4 protein-coding genes and 1 pseudogene are annotated in these 18,214 nt (G+C 60.8%); 2 read left to right on the top strand and 3 right to left on the bottom strand.

Annotated features, from left to right (window positions below):
- Positions 1 to 108: 108 nt before the first annotated feature.
- On the bottom strand, positions 109 to 1,377 hold the full coding sequence (locus BFN10_RS23165; protein ID WP_071491638.1) for an Hsp70 family protein: 1,269 nt from the start codon (positions 1,375 to 1,377) through the stop codon (positions 109 to 111).
- Positions 1,378 to 1,615: 238 nt separating this feature from the next.
- On the opposite strand from BFN10_RS23165, the gene BFN10_RS23160 reads away from it, so the two are divergent.
- Complete coding sequence (locus BFN10_RS23160) at positions 1,616 to 2,554, top strand: DnaJ C-terminal domain-containing protein (protein ID WP_071491637.1); 939 nt, start codon at positions 1,616 to 1,618, stop codon at positions 2,552 to 2,554.
- 23 nt (positions 2,555 to 2,577) lie between these two features.
- On the opposite strand, the gene BFN10_RS23155 is transcribed toward BFN10_RS23160, so the two are convergent.
- Entirely contained in the window at positions 2,578 to 9,513 is a 6,936-nt protein-coding gene (locus tag BFN10_RS23155) for an NEL-type E3 ubiquitin ligase domain-containing protein (RefSeq protein ID WP_071491636.1), read from the bottom strand.
- Between the two features lie 105 nt (positions 9,514 to 9,618).
- Complete coding sequence (locus BFN10_RS23150) at positions 9,619 to 15,633, bottom strand: dermonecrotic toxin domain-containing protein (protein WP_083351530.1); 6,015 nt, start codon at positions 15,631 to 15,633, stop codon at positions 9,619 to 9,621.
- 249 nt (positions 15,634 to 15,882) lie between these two features.
- On the opposite strand from BFN10_RS23150, the pseudogene BFN10_RS30230 reads away from it, so the two are divergent.
- Positions 15,883 to 16,854, top strand: a pseudogene (locus tag BFN10_RS30230) (dermonecrotic toxin domain-containing protein); the annotation flags it as partial.
- Positions 16,855 to 18,214 lie beyond the last annotated feature (1,360 nt).

The following is an 18,214-nucleotide window of genomic DNA, read 5'->3' as shown; positions in this document are numbered from 1 at the left end:
TCTGGCCCATCGGGGGCAAGCCCCCTCCCACATTTTGATCTGTGAACACATTCAAAGGTGGGAGGGGGCTTGCCCCCGATGGGCGCGACGCAGCGTTTCAGATAAAACTCAGCTGCCGTAGCGCTTGCTGGCCTCAATCGCCAGGCCACTGCCAATACTGCCGAAGATATTGCCTTCCACATGCCGCGCATTCGGCAGCATCGCCGAAATGCTGTGGCGCAGTGCCGGAATCCCGCTGGAACCACCGGTAAAGAACACGGTGTCCACCTGGGCCACGCTGACCGATGCATCGTTGAGCAACTGCGTGACGCTGTTGCGCACGCGCTCAAGTAACGTGTCGATGGACGACTCGAACAGTGCCCGGCTCAGGTCCACACTCAGACCGGCTTCGATGCGGTCCAGCGCCACATGACGGCTGTCTTCGTGGGTCAACTGGATCTTGGTTTCTTCCACTTCCATGGCCAGCCAGTGCCCGGCGCGCTGTTCGATCAGCTTGAACAGGCGGTCGATGCCACCGGTGTCTTCGATGTCGTAGCGCATGCTGCCCAGGGCCAGCTGGGATTTTTGCGAGTACACCGAGTTGATGGTGTGCCAGGTGGCCAGGTTCATGTGGTGGCTGGTGGGCATGTAGGCGCCGCTTTTCATGCGGCTGCCGTAGCCGAACAACGGCATCATGCCGTTCAGCGAGAGCTGTTTGTCGAAGTCGGTGCCGCCGATGTGTACACCGCCGGTGGCGAGGATGTCGCTCTGGCGGTTGTCGTTGTGGCGGCGGTCCGGCGACAGGCGCACCAGGGAGAAGTCGGACGTACCGCCGCCGATGTCGACGATCAGCACCAATTCTTCTTTCTCGATGGTGGACTCGTAGTCAAACGCCGCCGCAATCGGCTCGTACTGGAACGAGATGTCCTTGAAGCCGATCTTGCGCGCCACGTCGACCAGGGTGTTCTCGGCTTCCTGGTCGGCCATCGGGTCGTCATCGACGAAAAACACCGGGCGACCCAGCACCACTTCTTCGAACTCGCGCCCGGCGTTGGCTTCGGCACGGCTCTTGAGTTGGCCGATAAACAGCGCCAGCAGGTCGGTGAACGGCATTGCGGTGCCGAGCACGCTGGTATCGTGCTTGATCAGCTTGGAACCCAGCAGGCTCTTGAGCGAGCGCATCAGCCGGCCTTCGTAGTTTTCCAGGTATTCGTGCAGGGCCAGGCGACCGTACACGGGGCGGCGCTCCTCGAAGTTGAAGAACACCACCGACGGCAACGTGATCTTGTCGTCCTCCAGCGCGATGAGCGTCTCCTCGCCGGGGCGGATCCAGCCGACGGTGGAGTTGGACGTGCCAAAGTCGATGCCGCAGGCACGGGCTGGGGATGGGTTTTTCATGTCTATCGGGTTCCGGTTGAAAAACGGCCGCGCAGTGTATGCCAGTCGAAGGCGGATGCGTAGGCCGACTATCCGCTAAATCGTGCTTGAAAGTTGGGTATTCGCCCCCACATCTGCTGCATACGGCAAGTGCCGATAACACTTTGACGCATCCCCAGGCCACATCACTCAACAAGTGCAATGCAGCGCACGTTGTGCCCCGGGCTGTGCGATCTCGATTAAGGATGGTGAACCGCCGATGGATTTCAAAGACTATTACAAGATATTGGGCGTAGAGCCGACGGCCGACGATAAGGAAATCAAGGCGGCCTATCGCAAGCTCGCACGCAAATATCACCCCGACGTGAGCAAGGAAAAAGACGCCGAAGCCAAGTTCAAGGACGCGTCCGAAGCCTATGAGGCGCTCAAGAGTGCCGACAAGCGCGCCGAATACGACGAGCTGCGCAAATACGGCCAGCATGGCCAACCGTTCCAGGGACCACCGGGCTGGCAGAGCCGTGGCGGCTTTGGCGGTGGTGGTGGCGGCGAGGATTTCTCGGACTTCTTCAGCTCGATCTTCGGCTCCCGTGGCGACGCCTTTGGTGGCGGCCAACGCCGTCCTGCCGGGCGTAAAGGCCAGGACGTGGAGATGCAGCTGTCGGTGTTCCTCGAGGAGACGCTGTCCACCGAATCCAAGCAGATCAGCTTCCAGGTGCCGCAGTACGACGCCTCGGGCCGGCATGTCAGCAACACCACCAAGAGCCTGAACGTGAAGATTCCCGCCGGCGTGACCGACGGCGAGCGCATCCGGCTCAAGGGCCAGGGCGCGCCGGGCATTGGCGGCGGGGCCAATGGCGACCTGTACCTGATCATCAAGTTCGCGCCACACCCCAGGTTTGAAGTGGATGGCGAAAACCTGATCATCAACCTGCCGCTGGCGCCGTGGGAATTGGCGCTGGGCACGGAAGTGGCGGTGCCGACGCTGACCGGCAAGATCAACCTCAAGGTCCCCGCCAACAGCCAGAACGGCCAGCGCATGCGTGCCAAGGGCCACGGCCTGCTGAACAAGGCCGGGCAACGTGGCTATCTGTTCGTGCAGCTCAAGGCCGTGATGCCCAAGTCGGACGATGAGGCGGTCAAGGCTTTGTGGCAGGAGCTGGCGCAAAAAGCGGCGTTCAACCCCCGCGAGAACTTCTAAGGGGTTGAACGCCAGGGCGACCGTTATGGCGCACGGTCGCCTGTCATGTTTCTGGAGGGGCCGGGTTGCGGGCTGTCGTCGCCAGGCGGCGTCAACTCGGCGACCTCCCGACGTGACAGTTCCAGCAGTTTGAGGTTGCGTTCCGTCTGGCGATCAATCTCCAGCATATTCACGGCCTTTTGGTAGTCCTCGTCCATTGTTTCATGGGCGTCTTCCAGGGCCTGGTGTTTGCGGTCGGCCTCACTCTCCAGGGTTTCGAGTTCTACGGGGTATTTTTGCCCTAGGTAGTCCAGCCAGTAATCCCGGGTGATCAGGTTTTCATAAAAGACATCGCTATGTTCCTGTTCCAGAATCCACTGGCGCGCCTTGACCAGTGTCTCGCCACTGATCGGACGGTCGTACATCATGCGTGTGGGTTGCCCAGGTAGCAGCAGTTTGTCTTTCCAGCCAGCGCGCAGGCCGATGCGGTAGCGCAACCGGACTTCGGCCTGGTCCACCATGCCACTGGCTTGCTTGATGAACGCCATCGCCAGCTCTTCGGTTTTATCCAGGCGGTACAACTGGCGGGATAGCTTCAACAGGGCGTCGCCTTTCAAATCCAGGCGGGTGGGGTCGATGCTCATCAGTGTCTGTTGCTCGTAGACCTTGACCCTCAGCCCGCTGAACGTGAGCAACCTTCCATCCCCACAGGTGCCATGGCTGGCAGACAGGCCGAACAGGGTCTGACGCAATTCCGTGTTACCGGCGGCGGCTTCCAGCACCGTGCGTACTTGCTGCGCCAGATCGACGCGTGCGTACCTGAACTCATCGGTGTTTTGCAGGCTCTTGAGCAAGTCGAAGAATTCTGCGTTGTCGGGTTCAGCCAATAATTGAGCCCACATCTCCCGGAAGCGATCCTGTTGGAGCGCTCCCAGCTCACTGATCCAGGGGGCAAGTAGGCGACTGTCCGTCGAGGGCACTGGTGCGACTTGATCGACGCCTGCGATGTGCGGCAATTCAAGGCGCAGCGCCACGGCGATTTCGTGACGGGTCATGCCAAGGGCGCGGGCGCTTCCCGTGCGGTCGCCGTAAGCGAGCAGTGCGCTCAAGCTTTGTTCGGACAGAGTGGGGGTGTTTGAGATATCGGTCCCCGCCATCAGGTTATCGTGGCTACCGTCCAGCGCCTCGAGCGGGATCGATGTGATGAGGTTCGAGCCGATGTCGAGTTGGCGCAGGCGGCTCGACTCCAGAGTGCCCTGGGGCCAATCGGTCAGGCGATTGCTGCGTAGGTTCAAAATCCGAAGTGGCGAGGTACTGTCGATGCCGTAGCTGGTCAGGGCGTTATTGTTCAGGTTCAACTGTTGTAGATGCCGGAGCTCGCTGAGGGTGCTGTGCAGTGTCTGCTCGTCGTGGAACAGGTTGTACGCCAAGTCCAGGTCGCGCAGGTCGCGCATGCGTTCCAGTGCCATGGGCAAGCGTTGAAGCCCATTGTCGACCAGCAACAGCGAATGCAGTCCACTGAAACTGTCCAGGAACCCGTTGGCTCCTGACGCGGTGATCATAACTCCGGACAGGTCGAGGTTGCGCACATGCGAGAAATCCCCGGTCAGGGTCGGCAGGTCTCCTACGCGCAGGCCAGTTAAGGTGAGGGTCTGGCCTGCGCTGTCCGCCATCAATCCGCGGCGCCAGCACTGCAGAATATTCTCAATGACGCGACTGTGATTGAAGGCTGCGGGGAGAAGATCGATATCTGCCGAGGGGAGGCGTGCCATGAACCAAGCATTGAGCTGATGGATCAGCGTTTCCTGCGTGAGGTTCCAGCCATCGATGCGGGCATGGATCTGCAGATCACTGAGGCCTTCGCCGCGCATTCGCTCCAGCCACTGATCCACTGACGGTGTCTCCAGCGGCGGCAGCAGGCGTTGCAGGCGTTGAGTCAGGGGCGCAGAGCCCGGGGCCGTCTCGGGGATTGGCAGCTTCAATAGCGACCGGCCGACCACTGAAGCGATGCTTTCGGAGGGAGGAAAGTGGTCTTGCACGCCATCGGCCAGGCGCTTGAGACTGTTGGCAGGCAAACTCCGGTTCTGTTCAACCTGCGCCCTGGCAGCGTCCAGAGCGGCTTCGCTGGTCGAGCTCAATGGTGCACCTTCAACCTTGATATCAAAGAGTAATGCCTCGCGGTCCAGCAAGGCTTGCGGCAACGTGGTGATCCGGGTGTTGCGCAGGTCCAATGAGTGGAGCTGCTCCAGTGTCTCGACGCCGGTAGGTACCTGTTCCAAATGGGTGCCTCCCAGGTTCAGGCTGCGCAGGTCCGACAGGCCTGTAACGTCTGCGGTTGTCAGCGGATTGTTTTTCAGCGAAAGATGCTGAAGCCCGCGTTGCTGCTGGGCAGAAAACGGCATTTCGGCAAGGTTGCAATTGTCCAGCTGCAAGATATTCAACTGCGGGAACGCGGCGATAAAACCGCGGACTTGTTCTATGGGCGCGCGCAGGTTATTCAGGCCACTCAAGCGCACATCGGTCACATGATTGAAGTTGTTGGCCGGCAAGTCTGGTAGCGCCGTGGCCGGCAGGTCTCTCAACGTCAAATGGCGCACGCGGGGCGTACTCTGCAGTTGATTTTGTGAGTAGCGTTCAAGCGCCCCTGCGCCCCATAAGCCCTTCAGGGAGTTCATTGTTTGTGTCTTCATGCTGACGGGGGTGCCAGCGTCGGCCTGGGACCACGCCTCCAGATACGTGCTGAGTGTGTTGTACTGTTCGCTGAGGGCCTCAATCGCTTGGAAGCGTGCCTGATGCGTTGACCATTGCGTGGCGAAGTTTCTGCTGATTTCGTTACTGTTGTGATAACCCGTCTCGTGGGACATTCGATCCAATTCCCCGGTGCAGAAGTCCTGGACCATGCTTTCCAGGTCGACGATGTGCGGTCGGCTTATGAAGTTGTTGTAGGCCAGCCTGAATTGGTCGAGCGGGTACTTCCTCCAGTCCAGCGACAGTGCCTTCACGAACCGGTTGCTGCTGGTCAGCAACTCCGAAGGCGCCGTTCTGATGCCGGTTCGGTATAGGTTCAGACGGGTCAGGCGCGGAAGTTGGAATACCCCTGTCGGCCAGAAGAGCATCCGCGGCGAGTTTATTTCCAGGCGGCGCAGTTGGCTCAGGGGGCTGACGTCCAGGGTTGGCTGCATTTGTGAGCCGTACCCATCATCGTTCACTTTCAACTCAACCAAGTGAGTGAGCTCACCCAAGCCGTTCAACACCTGGGGCGTGAGTTTTACGCTGAGCTCCAAGTGGTTGATCTTCGGCGTTTGTTTGAGTTTCAGCAGCAGGTCTCCGGCATGCTCCTCTCGTACCGAGATCTTGAGGTTTTCCAGGTTGGGGAAGAGGTTGGACAGTTGTTCGACCGTAAGATGCCAGGCACTCAGCTTACGCACGTGGGGGAAATCTATCGCGATGGAGGGCAGAGGTCCGTCGGCCGGGAGGTAGAAGTAGGTAAAGGCCTTGTTATTCTCGGCCAGGGGGCCGTTTTGCCAGCAGCGCTTCAATGCATCGGCGGTTGCTCTTCTGCCGACTGACCCTTCATTGACCCAGCGCTCCAGTGTGGCTTCCAGGTCTTCCCACTCGCGTCGGCGTTGCTGCAACAGGTCGTAAATCTGGTTGTCGGTTTTTCCGGCGGCTTTCAAGCGCCGGATAAACGCCTTGGCCTTTTTCGGGGTCAGCCTGTGGTACACATCCCGCGCCCTGGATTCCAGGGACGGCGCCAGGCCTCGCCCGCGCCCACTGAAGGCGTACCCTATCTGGTGGGTTCTCGCGCGCGAAGGCGGCATGGGGCGCAGTGGGGCCTGCTCGATCCACTGGGGGGCCAGGCGCGCATGTTCTTTGGCGCTGCGGATGATCGCCTCGCGCAATTGAGCCTGCTGGCCTACGTGAGGGATCCCCAGGGCCTGCCGGGATTCGTCAGGCAAGGCGTGAAGCACTGAGGCATAGAAGTTGTCGCCATACCGAGGTCGACTGTTGAGGGGCTCACCGCGTTCATTGAACGCCTGGTAGGTCGGGCCGTCCTTGACCAGGTATTTACGCACAGTGCTGCTTTCATCGCCGATGGCATCGATCAGTGCCCCGTCGATACTGTCCCTGCGTATTTCCAGGCGCACAGTGTCCGACCAACCGGGTAATTGCTGCAACGCGTGCAAGGCCAGGCGCTTGGTGTCGGTGGTTGCAACGTGTTCACTGTACAGCCCGGCAAAGGCACGGGTCTGGCGTTCCTGCCGCGCATACCAGTGGGCTTCTTCGCGCATGGCCAAGGGCACGGTGCCCGTGCTTTCAAGGCGGGCGAGGGTTTCCTCAGGCGTATGGGCCAGGATCTCATTGGCCGCAGCCTGGCTCAGCCCCGGCGAGGCCTTGCGCAATTGCGCGACACGCGGGTCCTGGGCTTGGGCGCCTTCATAGAGACGTTCAAAAATAGCCGACCGGCGGGTCTGGGCGAAGTCGCTGAGCTGTTTCCTGAATTCATCGGGCCGGGCCTCTCGGACGCGAGCGCCTTCACCGCCAAGCAGGCGGTTAACCTCGGCCTCATCCAGCGCATCAAGGATACGTGCCGGCAAGCCATCGGCCAGAACCTCCTCGCGGTTCACGCGGATGGGCTCCTTGACAGGATCGCCTGCCGCCAGCCGCTCGGCGCCGTAGCGTACAGGGGTTCCCGTCAGGTCCGGTGCGTCGAACACGTCCAGCACCCGACCCCTTGGCCAGCGTGGCAGCTCGGTGATCAACGGCAGGCAGTAAAGGTATCGCGAGTCGATGGCTTGGCCGCTCTGTACCTGGACGATTACTGCGTCGACACCCTGGTCGGCATCGAACAGGCGAATGGCATTCGCCAGGTCGGCGGGGAGCGGTTGGTTATCCAAGTGAACTTTGCGCAGGGTGTTGTCGCTGATACCGCTGATATCCGCGATCTTGAGCAGTTGCTCGTCGGAATACGGCTCGGTGGCATGCCCCAGGCGTCGCAGCAGGGTCAGGCGGTCCCACGTCAGGGGACGTTCCAGGGTATGGCGCCATGCGCCTTGTCCGTTATGCCGCAGCAGCGGTTGATAGGCCTCGGGATTGCTGGGGTGTTGGATGCGCCAGGCGTTGCTCGCGGTATCCTGGCTTATTTGATAAACCTTGCCGTCCTGACGGATATAGGTCTTGCCGTCGACTTCATAGCGCCCCAGAGGATCAGGGCGGGCATCGGCGGCCAGGCTGACATCGCTTTCATAGCCTTTGAGGTCGGGTTTCCACAGGCGGGTTTCTCCGTTGGGCAGCACGACCGGGTGCAAGCACTCGACCACCGGTTCAGCCGGCACGGCCAGCAGTTTGCCGAAGCCTTTGCCGGCACCGGCCATCACGCCGATCAGCACCAGGTTTTCGGCCACGTCCACCAGATGGGCCTTGGCCGCCTTGCGGTCGCCCTCGCTCCACTCTATGGCCCCTTCGAACGCCGTGTATAACAGTTGGGCGCCCATCAATACGAGCATGGCCTCGCCCAGCCCCGGCACCAGCATCGAGACGCCGGTCAGCAGCAGTAGGCCGATATTGAGCAATGCCGAGAATTTGCGTGAGCGTACCTGGGCATCCACCTGCGCGGTGGGCACGGCATGGGCGCGGGCATCGTCGAGGAGCTTGTCGCGGTGCTGGTCGAACAGGTAGGCCCACAGGTCGACGTTGGCCGCCCACATTCCATGGCCTTTGCGCGCCACGCCGCCTGGGGCGGGGTCGATATCACGCAACGGCACCTGGGGGCGGGGTGCCGCGGGCGGCAATTTTTTGAACCCTGCGAAGGTGAATGCACCGCGCACCAGGTCGTTGATTATCGACCCGTAGGGTTTGAGCGCCTCACTGAAGCTGCCCGATGGCGCGTCTTTTGTGAACCGCCCAAAGTAATTCGGGCGTTCGGTGTAGGTCACGAACTGGCTGAAAAAGCGTTGGTCCTGGGTGGGCAGGTCGCCTGCGGACGGTGTCGGATCGGGTGTGACCAGGCGCTTCTTGAACAATGCGATGCGTTCGGCGTCCGTGTAGCGTTTGAGCGGATGGTATGGGTCGTTGGGGATATAGATGATGGAGTCATCGGTGTAGCGGTACTTGTCGCTGATCACGAACACTATGCAGCCGATCATGCGGTGGCCCATTAGCGTCAGGTCGCGGAACCACACAGGCCGGCCATCCACAGAGGGTGTCAGCTCGCCATTGATGACCGAGAGAATCATCCGATGATCCTGGGGCAGGATGTCCTTGTTCAGCAAGGCCATTTCGGCGGCGGCGCGCAGGGCCGTTTTGTGTGCGTCGATAAAGGGCTCGCGCAATGCCGCCAGGGCGACGGCATCGGCGGGCTTGAAAAAGTTTTTGAGGTACGTCTGGTACTGCGCGCCGATATCCAAAGAGCGACACAGCCCGGTAAATTGCGGTACGGTCAGCGATGTCGCAAGCGGTACGAGTTCACCTGCATGCTCGACCATGAAGCCGGATGCGGCATGAAAGGCGCCGACCTCGCATTCCGACGCTTCGAAGTTGTGCAGGGCGGCGTCGAGCAGCGGCAGCTTCAGCACCTCGAAGCTACTCACATCGATACCGAAGATGCCGATTTCCAGCGGTTGAAGCAGACGGATGTAAGTGCTGTCGACCTCAAGCTCTACGTTGAACTGGTCCTTGAGCGCCGTGACCAGCAAGGGTTTGGCGAATGCATCGATTTCCTTGAAGGTGGATATTGCCTCAGCCAGGCGGGCTTGAGCGGTCGCGCTGGCCGTAATGCTGTCATGCACGGGCTTGCGTTGCGCCGCCGAGGCCCGTAGGTAGCCGTCGGGCAATGTTACGGGAGCGGCCTTGAGCGCCTCGCGTTGCTGTGGCGTGGCTTTTGTCAGCCACTCAGGTAGGGTGCTTTTGAAGAACGCGTCGTGCAGGCTATTTGACGCGGAGGGAGTCGCTTCGCTTTTTGGCGAAGTTGAAATAGTCATGCGGTCTTTCCTTGGGTATTGGGAGCAGACAGCAAATCACGTAAGTAGGCGCAGGCCGGGGTAGATAAAACAGCGCCAGGGAGCGACGCCCCTGGCGCCGTGGGGTCAGCTGAGCGGATGGGTCTTCAGCTCTGTGCGGGTCAGTGCCTCCATCAGCGTGGCTTCCTGGATGGCAAGCCCGGCTTGCAAGTTCTTGGCCTGCTGATCATAAAGCTTGTCGGACAACCGACCCTCGGCGTGTTCGTCATGCAAGGCCGCCAGTTGTTCATGGAAGGGCTGGCCCTGCTCCTCGAATTGCCCCTTGTACTTCTGGGCCAGGTATTCCTGCCAGAACTCCCTGGCGACCAGCGCCTGCAATTCGGCCGGTGAATCGTTCAGCTTGAGGATCTCCTGGCGGGTTTTTTTCAGCACGTCTTCGCTCACCCTGCCTGCGGTGTAGGCCGCCGTCTGCGGTTGTCCAGGCAAGTCCAGTTGGTCCGGGCCCTTGAGTCCGAAGCGATAGGCCAGCCTGATCTCGACCTCATCCAACAGTGCGATCTGCTGGAGTTTTTCCGTAGGCGAGTACCTGGGATTGTCATTGATCGCCTGGGTACGCCGGGCGATATCGTTCAACGCGGCTTTTTCCACCTCGTCGAGGCGGAACAACCCCCTGGCCAGCTTGATCAGCGTAGCGCCCTGGTTCACATCGCTGGCCAGTGCCTTGGCGTTGTGCGCCATGACCATGATCTCCACGTTGCTGAACGACAATCCGGCGCGGTCACAGCAGGTTGCGCGGCCGGCCCACTCGAATATTTGTTCGCGCAGTGCCGCGGATTCCGCAGTGTTCTGGGTAATAGCGTCGATCACTGTCCAGACCCGGTTCTGCAGGTCTGCATGGCCGGCGGGCGCCTCTCTCATGCCTTCGAGCATGGCGAAGAACCCGTCACTGCCCGGTTGTGTTCGCAATTGCTGCCATTGGGCCGTACGGGGCGCGATTTGCGCGTCGGGCACGCCTCGCATCCAGCGGGTCTGCTGTTGACCAATGGCGTGTACTCTTGGCGTCGACGTAACCTGCAGTGCCGAGGAAACCAGTTGGTTAGGGTGGTCGGCCGAACTCAGGCCTACCTGCTCGAGGCGCGCCTGGTATTGGCGCAGCTGTTGTCGCGTCGCCTCGGTCAGCGGGTTGCCTTGGAGCCTGATGGTGTTAGTGATGCGGGCCGACTGCGCCAGTTGCTCGGCAGGCGGATTGATGAGTGAGTCGGGAAGCTCGGTGATGCGGTTGTTCAGCAAGGCAACGTACTCCAGAAGCGGTTGCGCGCCGATTCCGGTCGGGTAGGTTTCAAGCTCGCAGTTCTGCAGGCTCAGCGTACGTAAGTCGGTAATAGCGCTGAAATCCGGAGCGATGCGCAAGGGGTTGATCGCCATGCTCAACGCCCTGAGCGTTGTACGCTGGGCCAGCACTTGCGCGGTTACGGGAGTGAGCTGGATCTGGTTGCCATGCAAAAGCAAGCGGGTCAGCCCGTTCATTTGATTGAGGGCCTGGGGCAACTCGCGTAACTGGTTGTTCGACATATCCAGCCAACGGACACCGCGATGGCGTAGCAGGAATTGCTCGGGGCTGGTGCTCAGACTCATGTTATTGAGTTTGAGCGAGCCGACGTGGCTGAAATCTGCGTCCAGCTCCGGCAGGCTTGGCAGGGTGAGATTGCTGAGGTCCAATTCCCAACCTATGGGGGTAAGGTCGAAAGCCTTTTGTTGAGGCCCTTCCTTGCGCCAGCAACTGATTATCCGGTCCCTTGCCAGGTAGCGATCATCCCGCCCCGCGAAATTGAGCATGCGCTGGCGGGTGCGCACGTAGCCGGTCCCGGTCCGGCTGTTGATGTTGCCACCGGCAGAGGCCCACGTGTTGAGCTGTGTATTGAGCACTTGGAATTCTTGTTCCAGGCGCGACAACTCCGCTTCCAGACCCTCCCCCAAATCCCAGATGAATTGCCGGATCTCCAGCGTGTTGCGATTGGGGTACAGCGCGCGTGCGCGTTCAAGGTGCGGGTTGTTCATGTCGAACGCGTCATGGGTTTTGATCAGGTCCGGACGTTCCGCGGCCAAGCGTTGCCAGTAAGTGTCGAAGCGTTGCCGATAGGCTTCAGGAAACGGGTTGCCTTTCAGGAACGTGACATCGTTGATCCTGGCGATGGTTTCCAGCTGTTCGGGCTGCGGGTCGAGATTTGCCTCGGGAACCTCACTCAGGCGGTTATCGCGCAGGTTCAGAAACTCCAGGTTGGTTTTGTCCAGCAGGCCGGTGGGCCAGTGTTCGATTCCGGAACCCGACAGGTCCAGCCTCTTCAACTCCCGCATGGCGCTGAAGTCCGGGGTGAGGCCCAAGCGATTGCCCGAAAGCTCCAGGGTTTCCAGCTTGTGCAGTGCGCTGAGCCGTGCGGCGCTTTGTGGGGTGAGCACGATCTTGTTCTGGTTCAGCCTCAACTGAGTCAGCTGAGGCATTCTGTCGAGCCCTTCAGGGACGGCGGTGAGTTCGCAGTTGGCCAGGCTCAGCTTTTTAAGCTGGTTGAAATTATCCAGGAACGTCTGCGTGTTGCCACCCCACAGGCGGGTACGCAGTTCCAATTCGGTGACATGGCTGAAGTCTGCCGTGAGCGCGGGCAGGTCCAGCGGTACATAGCTGATGAGTTTGAGCGTACTGCCCGATTCACGACGCCAGCAGCGCTTGATGTCATTAGCGACCGTACTGGCGTACGCGCCGACTCGCGGGTTGTTGGCCTCGACCCACACGTTCAAATCGTCCTCAAGCTTTCGGTACTCGGCTTCCCGTCGTGTCAAGGATGAACGCACTTCGCTGCCAAGCGATTCGATAAAGTCCCTGACTTGCTCATCGCTGAATGAGGGGTAAAGCTTGCGCACCCGTTGTTGCGCAGTGCTGAGCTGCGCTTTGAGTTTCTCGTAGCCACGCCCGCCACCGAGCAACCGCATCGTGGCGTCGTAGGCAGGTTTTCGCACTGGGTTTTCGAGCAACACAGCACGCAGTTGTTCGCGGGGCAAGGGAGTGGACTGGATGGCAGCCCGCAGGTGGTCGGTGTCGGTCACCCGCATGTCGATACGTTCACCCGGTGACAACGTATTCAGAATGGCATCGTACAAATCCGTGGTGTGGTTGCCTTCGAACCGCCCATCGTCGAGCTGTACAAGGATTTTACTCGGTGTTCCGCCCGCCTCGCCGATGGCATCGAGTAAGACGTCCTGAGCATCGTTGGGCATACGCTGGCGCAATTCCACGCGCGTTCCCCTAGGCCAGCCGGGCAAGGTCTCCAGGGTACGCAGGGCCAGGCGCTGGCTGTCGAGGTCGGACGGTGTGTTCAAGTGCAGGTTTTCATAGGCGCGCGACACCCGGGTTTCCTGCTCGGCCCATTGCGCCCGTTCGGCGAGCGCGTCCGGCAGGCGCCCGCTGCGGCGAAAGGCTGCCAATTCTGCAGCGCTGAGTTCTTTAAGCAACGGCTCGGCGATGCGTGTCGGCAGTTTAGGGTACGCGTCCTGTACACGTTGTACATCGGGGTCGTTGCTGGCGGTCAGTTGCTGATAACGTTCCTCGACATACGAAGGCTTGATCGACTCGACAAACTCGCCCAGTTGCCGACGCAGTTTGGCGGCCCGCATGGGCAGCGTGTCCAGGGGCGAACCGGGAATGTCGACCAGGTCAGGGTCGGCGCCTTGCAGGGTGTACAGCACCTGATGCAGTCCCTCGCCTCGAGCCAGATGCTGTTCGTTGAGTACTACCGTGCGCCTGGGCTGGGGTGACAGGGAGGGTACGTCATCCCAGAGTACGCGCCTCTGGCTGTCCATCACCCGCAATGGCGGGGAGCTGGACAACAGTCCACGGCGCTTCATCAGGTCCAGTTGCGTGCCCAGGTCGGCCTTGGGAAAGACGAAAGGGTCGGAGCTCTTGAGCCGCTGGATGAATTCGTTGACCTGCTGGTGGAGTTTGAAGCGTTGCAGCGAATCGGCCAGCAACAGCGGTGTGACTTCGCCATTCACATGCGCTTCGCGCAGGGCGTCGGCTGTGACACCGCTGGCCTCCTGGGCCTTGAGCAACTGGTCAGTGTCCAGCGGCTCGGTGGTATGGCCCAGGCGCCTGAGTGCAGTGGTGTCGTCCCAGTCCAGTGGGGTTTCGCCTTCGTGGCGCCAGGCCCCTTGGTTGTTTTGGGCCAGTTTCGGTGAGTAGGCCTCGGGACGGGTAGGATGCTGAATGCGGTATTCGGCGGTGTTCGGATCTTGCGTGACGCGGTAGGTGTAGCCTTCAAGCGGCAAGATCGTCTGCCCCTCATGGCTGTACAGCCCTTGCGCATCAGGCTGGGCATCGGGCGCCAGCTGGATCGAGGTACGATAGGGGCTCAGGTCGGGTTTCCACAGGCGGCTCTTGCCATCGCTCGACGTTATTGGCTGAGTCGCCTCGACGACCGGTTCAGCCGGCACCGCTGTCAGTTTGGCAAAACCTCTCCCCACGGCGGCCATCGCCGCCAACTGCACCAGGTTTTGCGCGACGTCGATCAGGTGGGCCTTGGCCGCCTTGCGATCGCCCTCCGACCACTCCTTCACGCCGTCAAAGGTTTCCAGCAGAAGTTGGGTGCCCATCACCGCCATCATGGCCTCACCCAACGCCGGTATGAACATCGAGATACCCGTGAACACCAGCATGCCGATGTTGAGCAACTGCGCCAGTTTGCGTGAGCGTACGCTGGCATCCACATCTGCCGTGGGCACCGCATGAGCGCGTGCGTCGGCGTAGAGTTTGGCGCGATGCTGTGCGTAGAGATAGGTCCACAGGTCGAGGTCCTCGCCCCAGAACCATCCCCCGTGGGCCGGCGGCGTGATGACCGGCTCCAGGCGCGGATCAGGATTGGGCACTTGTTTGGGTGGAGCAGGTGGTGGCGAGGGGTGGGTGGTGCTGAAGAAATAGAACGGGTCGATCCCCTGTCGTATTTGATCAATCAGCGGTTTATAGGGCAAGAGCTTCTGGGCGAGGGAGGTGTCCGAGGTGTCTTGGGTGAACTGGCTGAAATACTCCGCCCGCTCTCCATAATGGATGAACTGGCTGAAGAACCGCTGGTAGGTCGTGGGACCTTCCTGCGGAGCCGGCGTGGCATCAGCGGCAGTGAGTCGTTGCTTGAACAGCGGCTTGAGCTGACCCAGGGTGTAGCGCTTGAGCGGTGCCTGGGGATCGTCGGGAATGTACAGCAGCAACTCGCTCCCGTTGTGAAGTTCGCCGCTGACCACGAACACCACCACACCGGTGAGTCGGTGTTGCGTCAGGCTCAGGTCGCGCAACCAGATGCGCTTGCCGTTCAGCACCGGCTTTTTTTCGCCGTCGATTACCGACAACACCATGCGGTAATCGGCGTCGGTGATGTCATTTTTCAACAAGGCCTGTTCAGCCGCCGAGCGCAACGCTGATTTATGCGCGACGGTGAATCGCTCCTGCAGGACGGCCTGCGCCACCGCGTTATTGGGCTCCAGGAAATCCTTGAGGTAAGCCTGGTATTTCGCGCCGATATCCAGCGAACGGCACAGGCTGGTGAACTGCTCCACCGTCAAGGGGGTGGTGACGGCGGTGGAGCCGTCTGCGTTCGCCGACTGGACCACGAACCCCGAGGAGGAATGAAACGCGCCGGCTTCGCATTCCGAGGCCTCGAAGTTGTGCAGTGCCGCTTGCAGCAGCGGCAACTTGAGCGCTTCGAACCAACCGACAGGAATATAGAACTCGGTGAGGGACACGGTTTTTCTCAGCCGGATGAAGGTCTTGTCGACATCCAGCGTGACGTTGAACCGCTCTTTCAAGGCGTTGACCAGCAGGGGGCGGGCGAAGGTGTCGATGTCTTCCAGACTGGACATGGTGTTGTCCAACCGGGTCTGTGCGGCGAAATGGGTGGCGATGCTGGCTTGCAGCGCGTTGCGTTGCGTCGCCGAGGCCTGCACGTACCAGTCCGGCAGCACCGTGCCGGCGGCCTTGAGGGTTTTGCGTTGTTGTGGTGTGGCTTGAATCAACCAGTCGGGGATGGCGCTTTCGAGGAAAGTGCTGTGCACGCTCTCTGAAACGGTCGGTCGAGTCTCGTCTGTTGGGCGTAGAACTGACATGAGTCACTCCTTGGGTTTAGGAGGTGACAGCACATCACTCGCGCAGGGAAGTGACGCGGTAGATAAGTACGCTTAGGCTACCTTGCAAGCGTACGCAGGAACGGGCGGTTCGCGGTGTCCGAACAGCCCAAGCGTGGGCTCGATTGACGTTTACCTGATCACAGCGAACGTCGGATAAATAGTTAGGCCCGCACCCTTCTGCGGGGGACCTAGGATCCCGTGGTCTTCAGATCACACAGTAGCCATCCCATGTCCAAGTCCGTTGCAGTCGAACACTCAGCATTGCCCGTACCCATCGATCAAGGCCAGCATTACACGCTGATCAAACAGGCCATCGCGCCATGCCTTGTCCGGGCCTCGCCCGAGCGTCGCCAGGCCCTCAAAGAGACTGCTCCACAGATTCCCGACTGGTACGCCGCCGCCGCCCAGCACCAGAAAGATCAGCTCAAAACCCTGATGGATGCACGCTGCGACGCGCTCAACCAGTTGGAAAAGTCCATGGGAAAATTGCAGTCAGTGACCGCATTCGCCCAGCCGTTACTGGAGGCTGCCTTGAAAAAGGCGGGCTTCGAACTGGACGTCCATCAAACCTGGCTGCGGCTTTATTCACCGGTGGAAGATGCCTTCGGCCGGCCAACGGGCGGGTTCAAGAGCAAGTCCTTTTCGTTGTTGCAGGCGGCGTTGAACAACTTCGAAGCGCGGGAGGCCGAGAAGGGATTTTTCAACCAATCCTCAGGCTTTATCACCCCACCCGATGCGCGCGGCCAGTTCGAACGCCATGCCACCTCGTTGCAGATCGAAACCTTTGTGCAGTTGTGCCGTGACCTGGACCTGGGCGCGCAGTACCAGGCCTACCTCAAGACCTTCCTGGAACCCCAGGATGCGGTCGCCGAGGGCTTGCTGCGCGAGCGCTACCTGACCCACCAGAAAGCCGCGTTCAAGGCGGCGGCCTACCTGGCCCTGGTCAAGGGTGATATCGACGCGAGCGATCATGCCTTGCTGATGCGCGTGCTGGCCGGTGAACAACCGATCATGCTGGGCGACAAGCAGGTGTGGTACCGCGTGCCGTGCATGATGAACCTGCGCCTGCGCGATTGCCTGGTCATCGACCCCTGCGTCAAATATCGCTATTCCCAATGGGTGATCATCTACGTCCCGGACGACCCCGAGCATCCGATCAAGCGGTACGCGTCATTCGCCGACTTCAGCAACGCCGTGACAGCCCGTCTTACTGCCGGCACGCAGGCCCATGGCGACCGCTCCGTAGAGTTACCGGTTACCGAATACCAGCGGTTCTACAGCCGGTTCATTGATTACCGGCATCGCCCCTACTACTTTCGCCGGCTCACCGAGCTGGTGGTGGATGCACCGCCAGGATCGTTCATCGAGGATTGGTTGCAGTCCGAATGGGGCCAGTACCTCACGTCACTGGTGACGCCGTCGTACCTGCAGAGTATTCCATCGATTTTCGGTGAGCCTCGGCCGCAGACACGGGTGCCGATCAGCGCGCCGGAATTCAATATCGGCGCGAATGCGATCAAGGGGCTGTGGGAGGAAGTGGACCTGTGGCCCCATCGCTACGAAAGCTTGCGCAAGCGCCTGTATGCCGATGCGCGGGCCCAGGCCGTGAGCACTGCCGACGCGGACGATGCTGAACGTTCGCGGCGTCTTGAGCATTATCTGAATACCGGCCTGTTTGCCGTGAACCTGTTGGGCATGGTGGTTCCGCCGCTGGGGGTGGCGATGTCCCTGGTCACGGCGGGGCAGTTGCTATACGAAGTGCTGGACGGTGTTATCGAGTGGGCACAGGGGGACCGCGAAGCCGGTTGGGCGCATATCACCGATGTGCTGGAAAACCTGGCCCTGCTGGCGGCCGGTGCGGGCGTGGCTCACTTGACCCTGTCGCCCTTCATCGAGCAGCTCAAGGCGGTGCAGTTGCCCAGCGGCAAGACCCGGCTGTGGAAGCCCGATCTGTCCATCTACGAGCATCCTTCGCCGTTGCCCGCCGATTCCGTCGCCGACGCACAGGGACTGCATCAGGTCGACGGCAAACAGCTGCTGGAATTGGAGGGCAAGCGCTATGCGGTACGGCAAGACCCGCAGACCGAGCGTTTTCATATCGAGCACCCGTCACGGGACGATGCCTATTTGCCGCGCCTGACCGCCAATGGCGAGGGCGCCTGGAACCATGAACTTGAGCAACCCTTGAAGTGGCAAGGCGCAACCCTGATGCGCCGCCTGGGGCCGGTGATGGACGGTTTCAGTGACACCGAGCTGGAGCAGATCCGCCACACCAGTGGCGTGACGCAAGACCGATTGCGTCGGGTGCATGTCGAAGGTGAACCGGTGCCGGCGATCCTGCTGGATACCGTGCGCAGGTTCCGTGCCTATCGCGACGCCGGGACGGTGGCCGAGGAGATCGGCGCGGGCAAGCATTCCATCAATTTGTGCGGCTATCCAGCGTCCCTGGTTGTGTACCTCAAGGGTTGGCCGCAACAGTTGGCGATCGAAGCGTTTTGGGACATCGAGCCAAGCGGCCGGTCAGTGAAGTACGGCGACCCCGGCGCCTCCACCCGCGACA

The organism is Pseudomonas extremorientalis (genome assembly GCF_001870465.1).
Lineage (GTDB): Bacteria > Pseudomonadota > Gammaproteobacteria > Pseudomonadales > Pseudomonadaceae > Aquipseudomonas > Aquipseudomonas extremorientalis.
The sequence above is the reverse complement of the archived record's forward strand: the minus strand, read 5'-3'. Positions and strand labels throughout refer to the sequence as shown.

Excerpts from the sequence above, each read along its gene's own strand:
- BFN10_RS23165 (WP_071491638.1), bottom strand. The coding sequence starts at position 1,377 with ATGAAAAACCCATCCCCAGCCCGTGCCTGCGGCATCGACTTTGGCACG.
- BFN10_RS23160 (WP_071491637.1), top strand. The coding sequence starts at position 1,616 with ATGGATTTCAAAGACTATTACAAGATATTGGGCGTAGAGCCGACGGCC.
- BFN10_RS23155 (WP_071491636.1), bottom strand. The coding sequence starts at position 9,513 with ATGACTATTTCAACTTCGCCAAAAAGCGAAGCGACTCCCTCCGCGTCA.
- BFN10_RS23150 (WP_083351530.1), bottom strand. The coding sequence starts at position 15,633 with ATGTCAGTTCTACGCCCAACAGACGAGACTCGACCGACCGTTTCAGAG.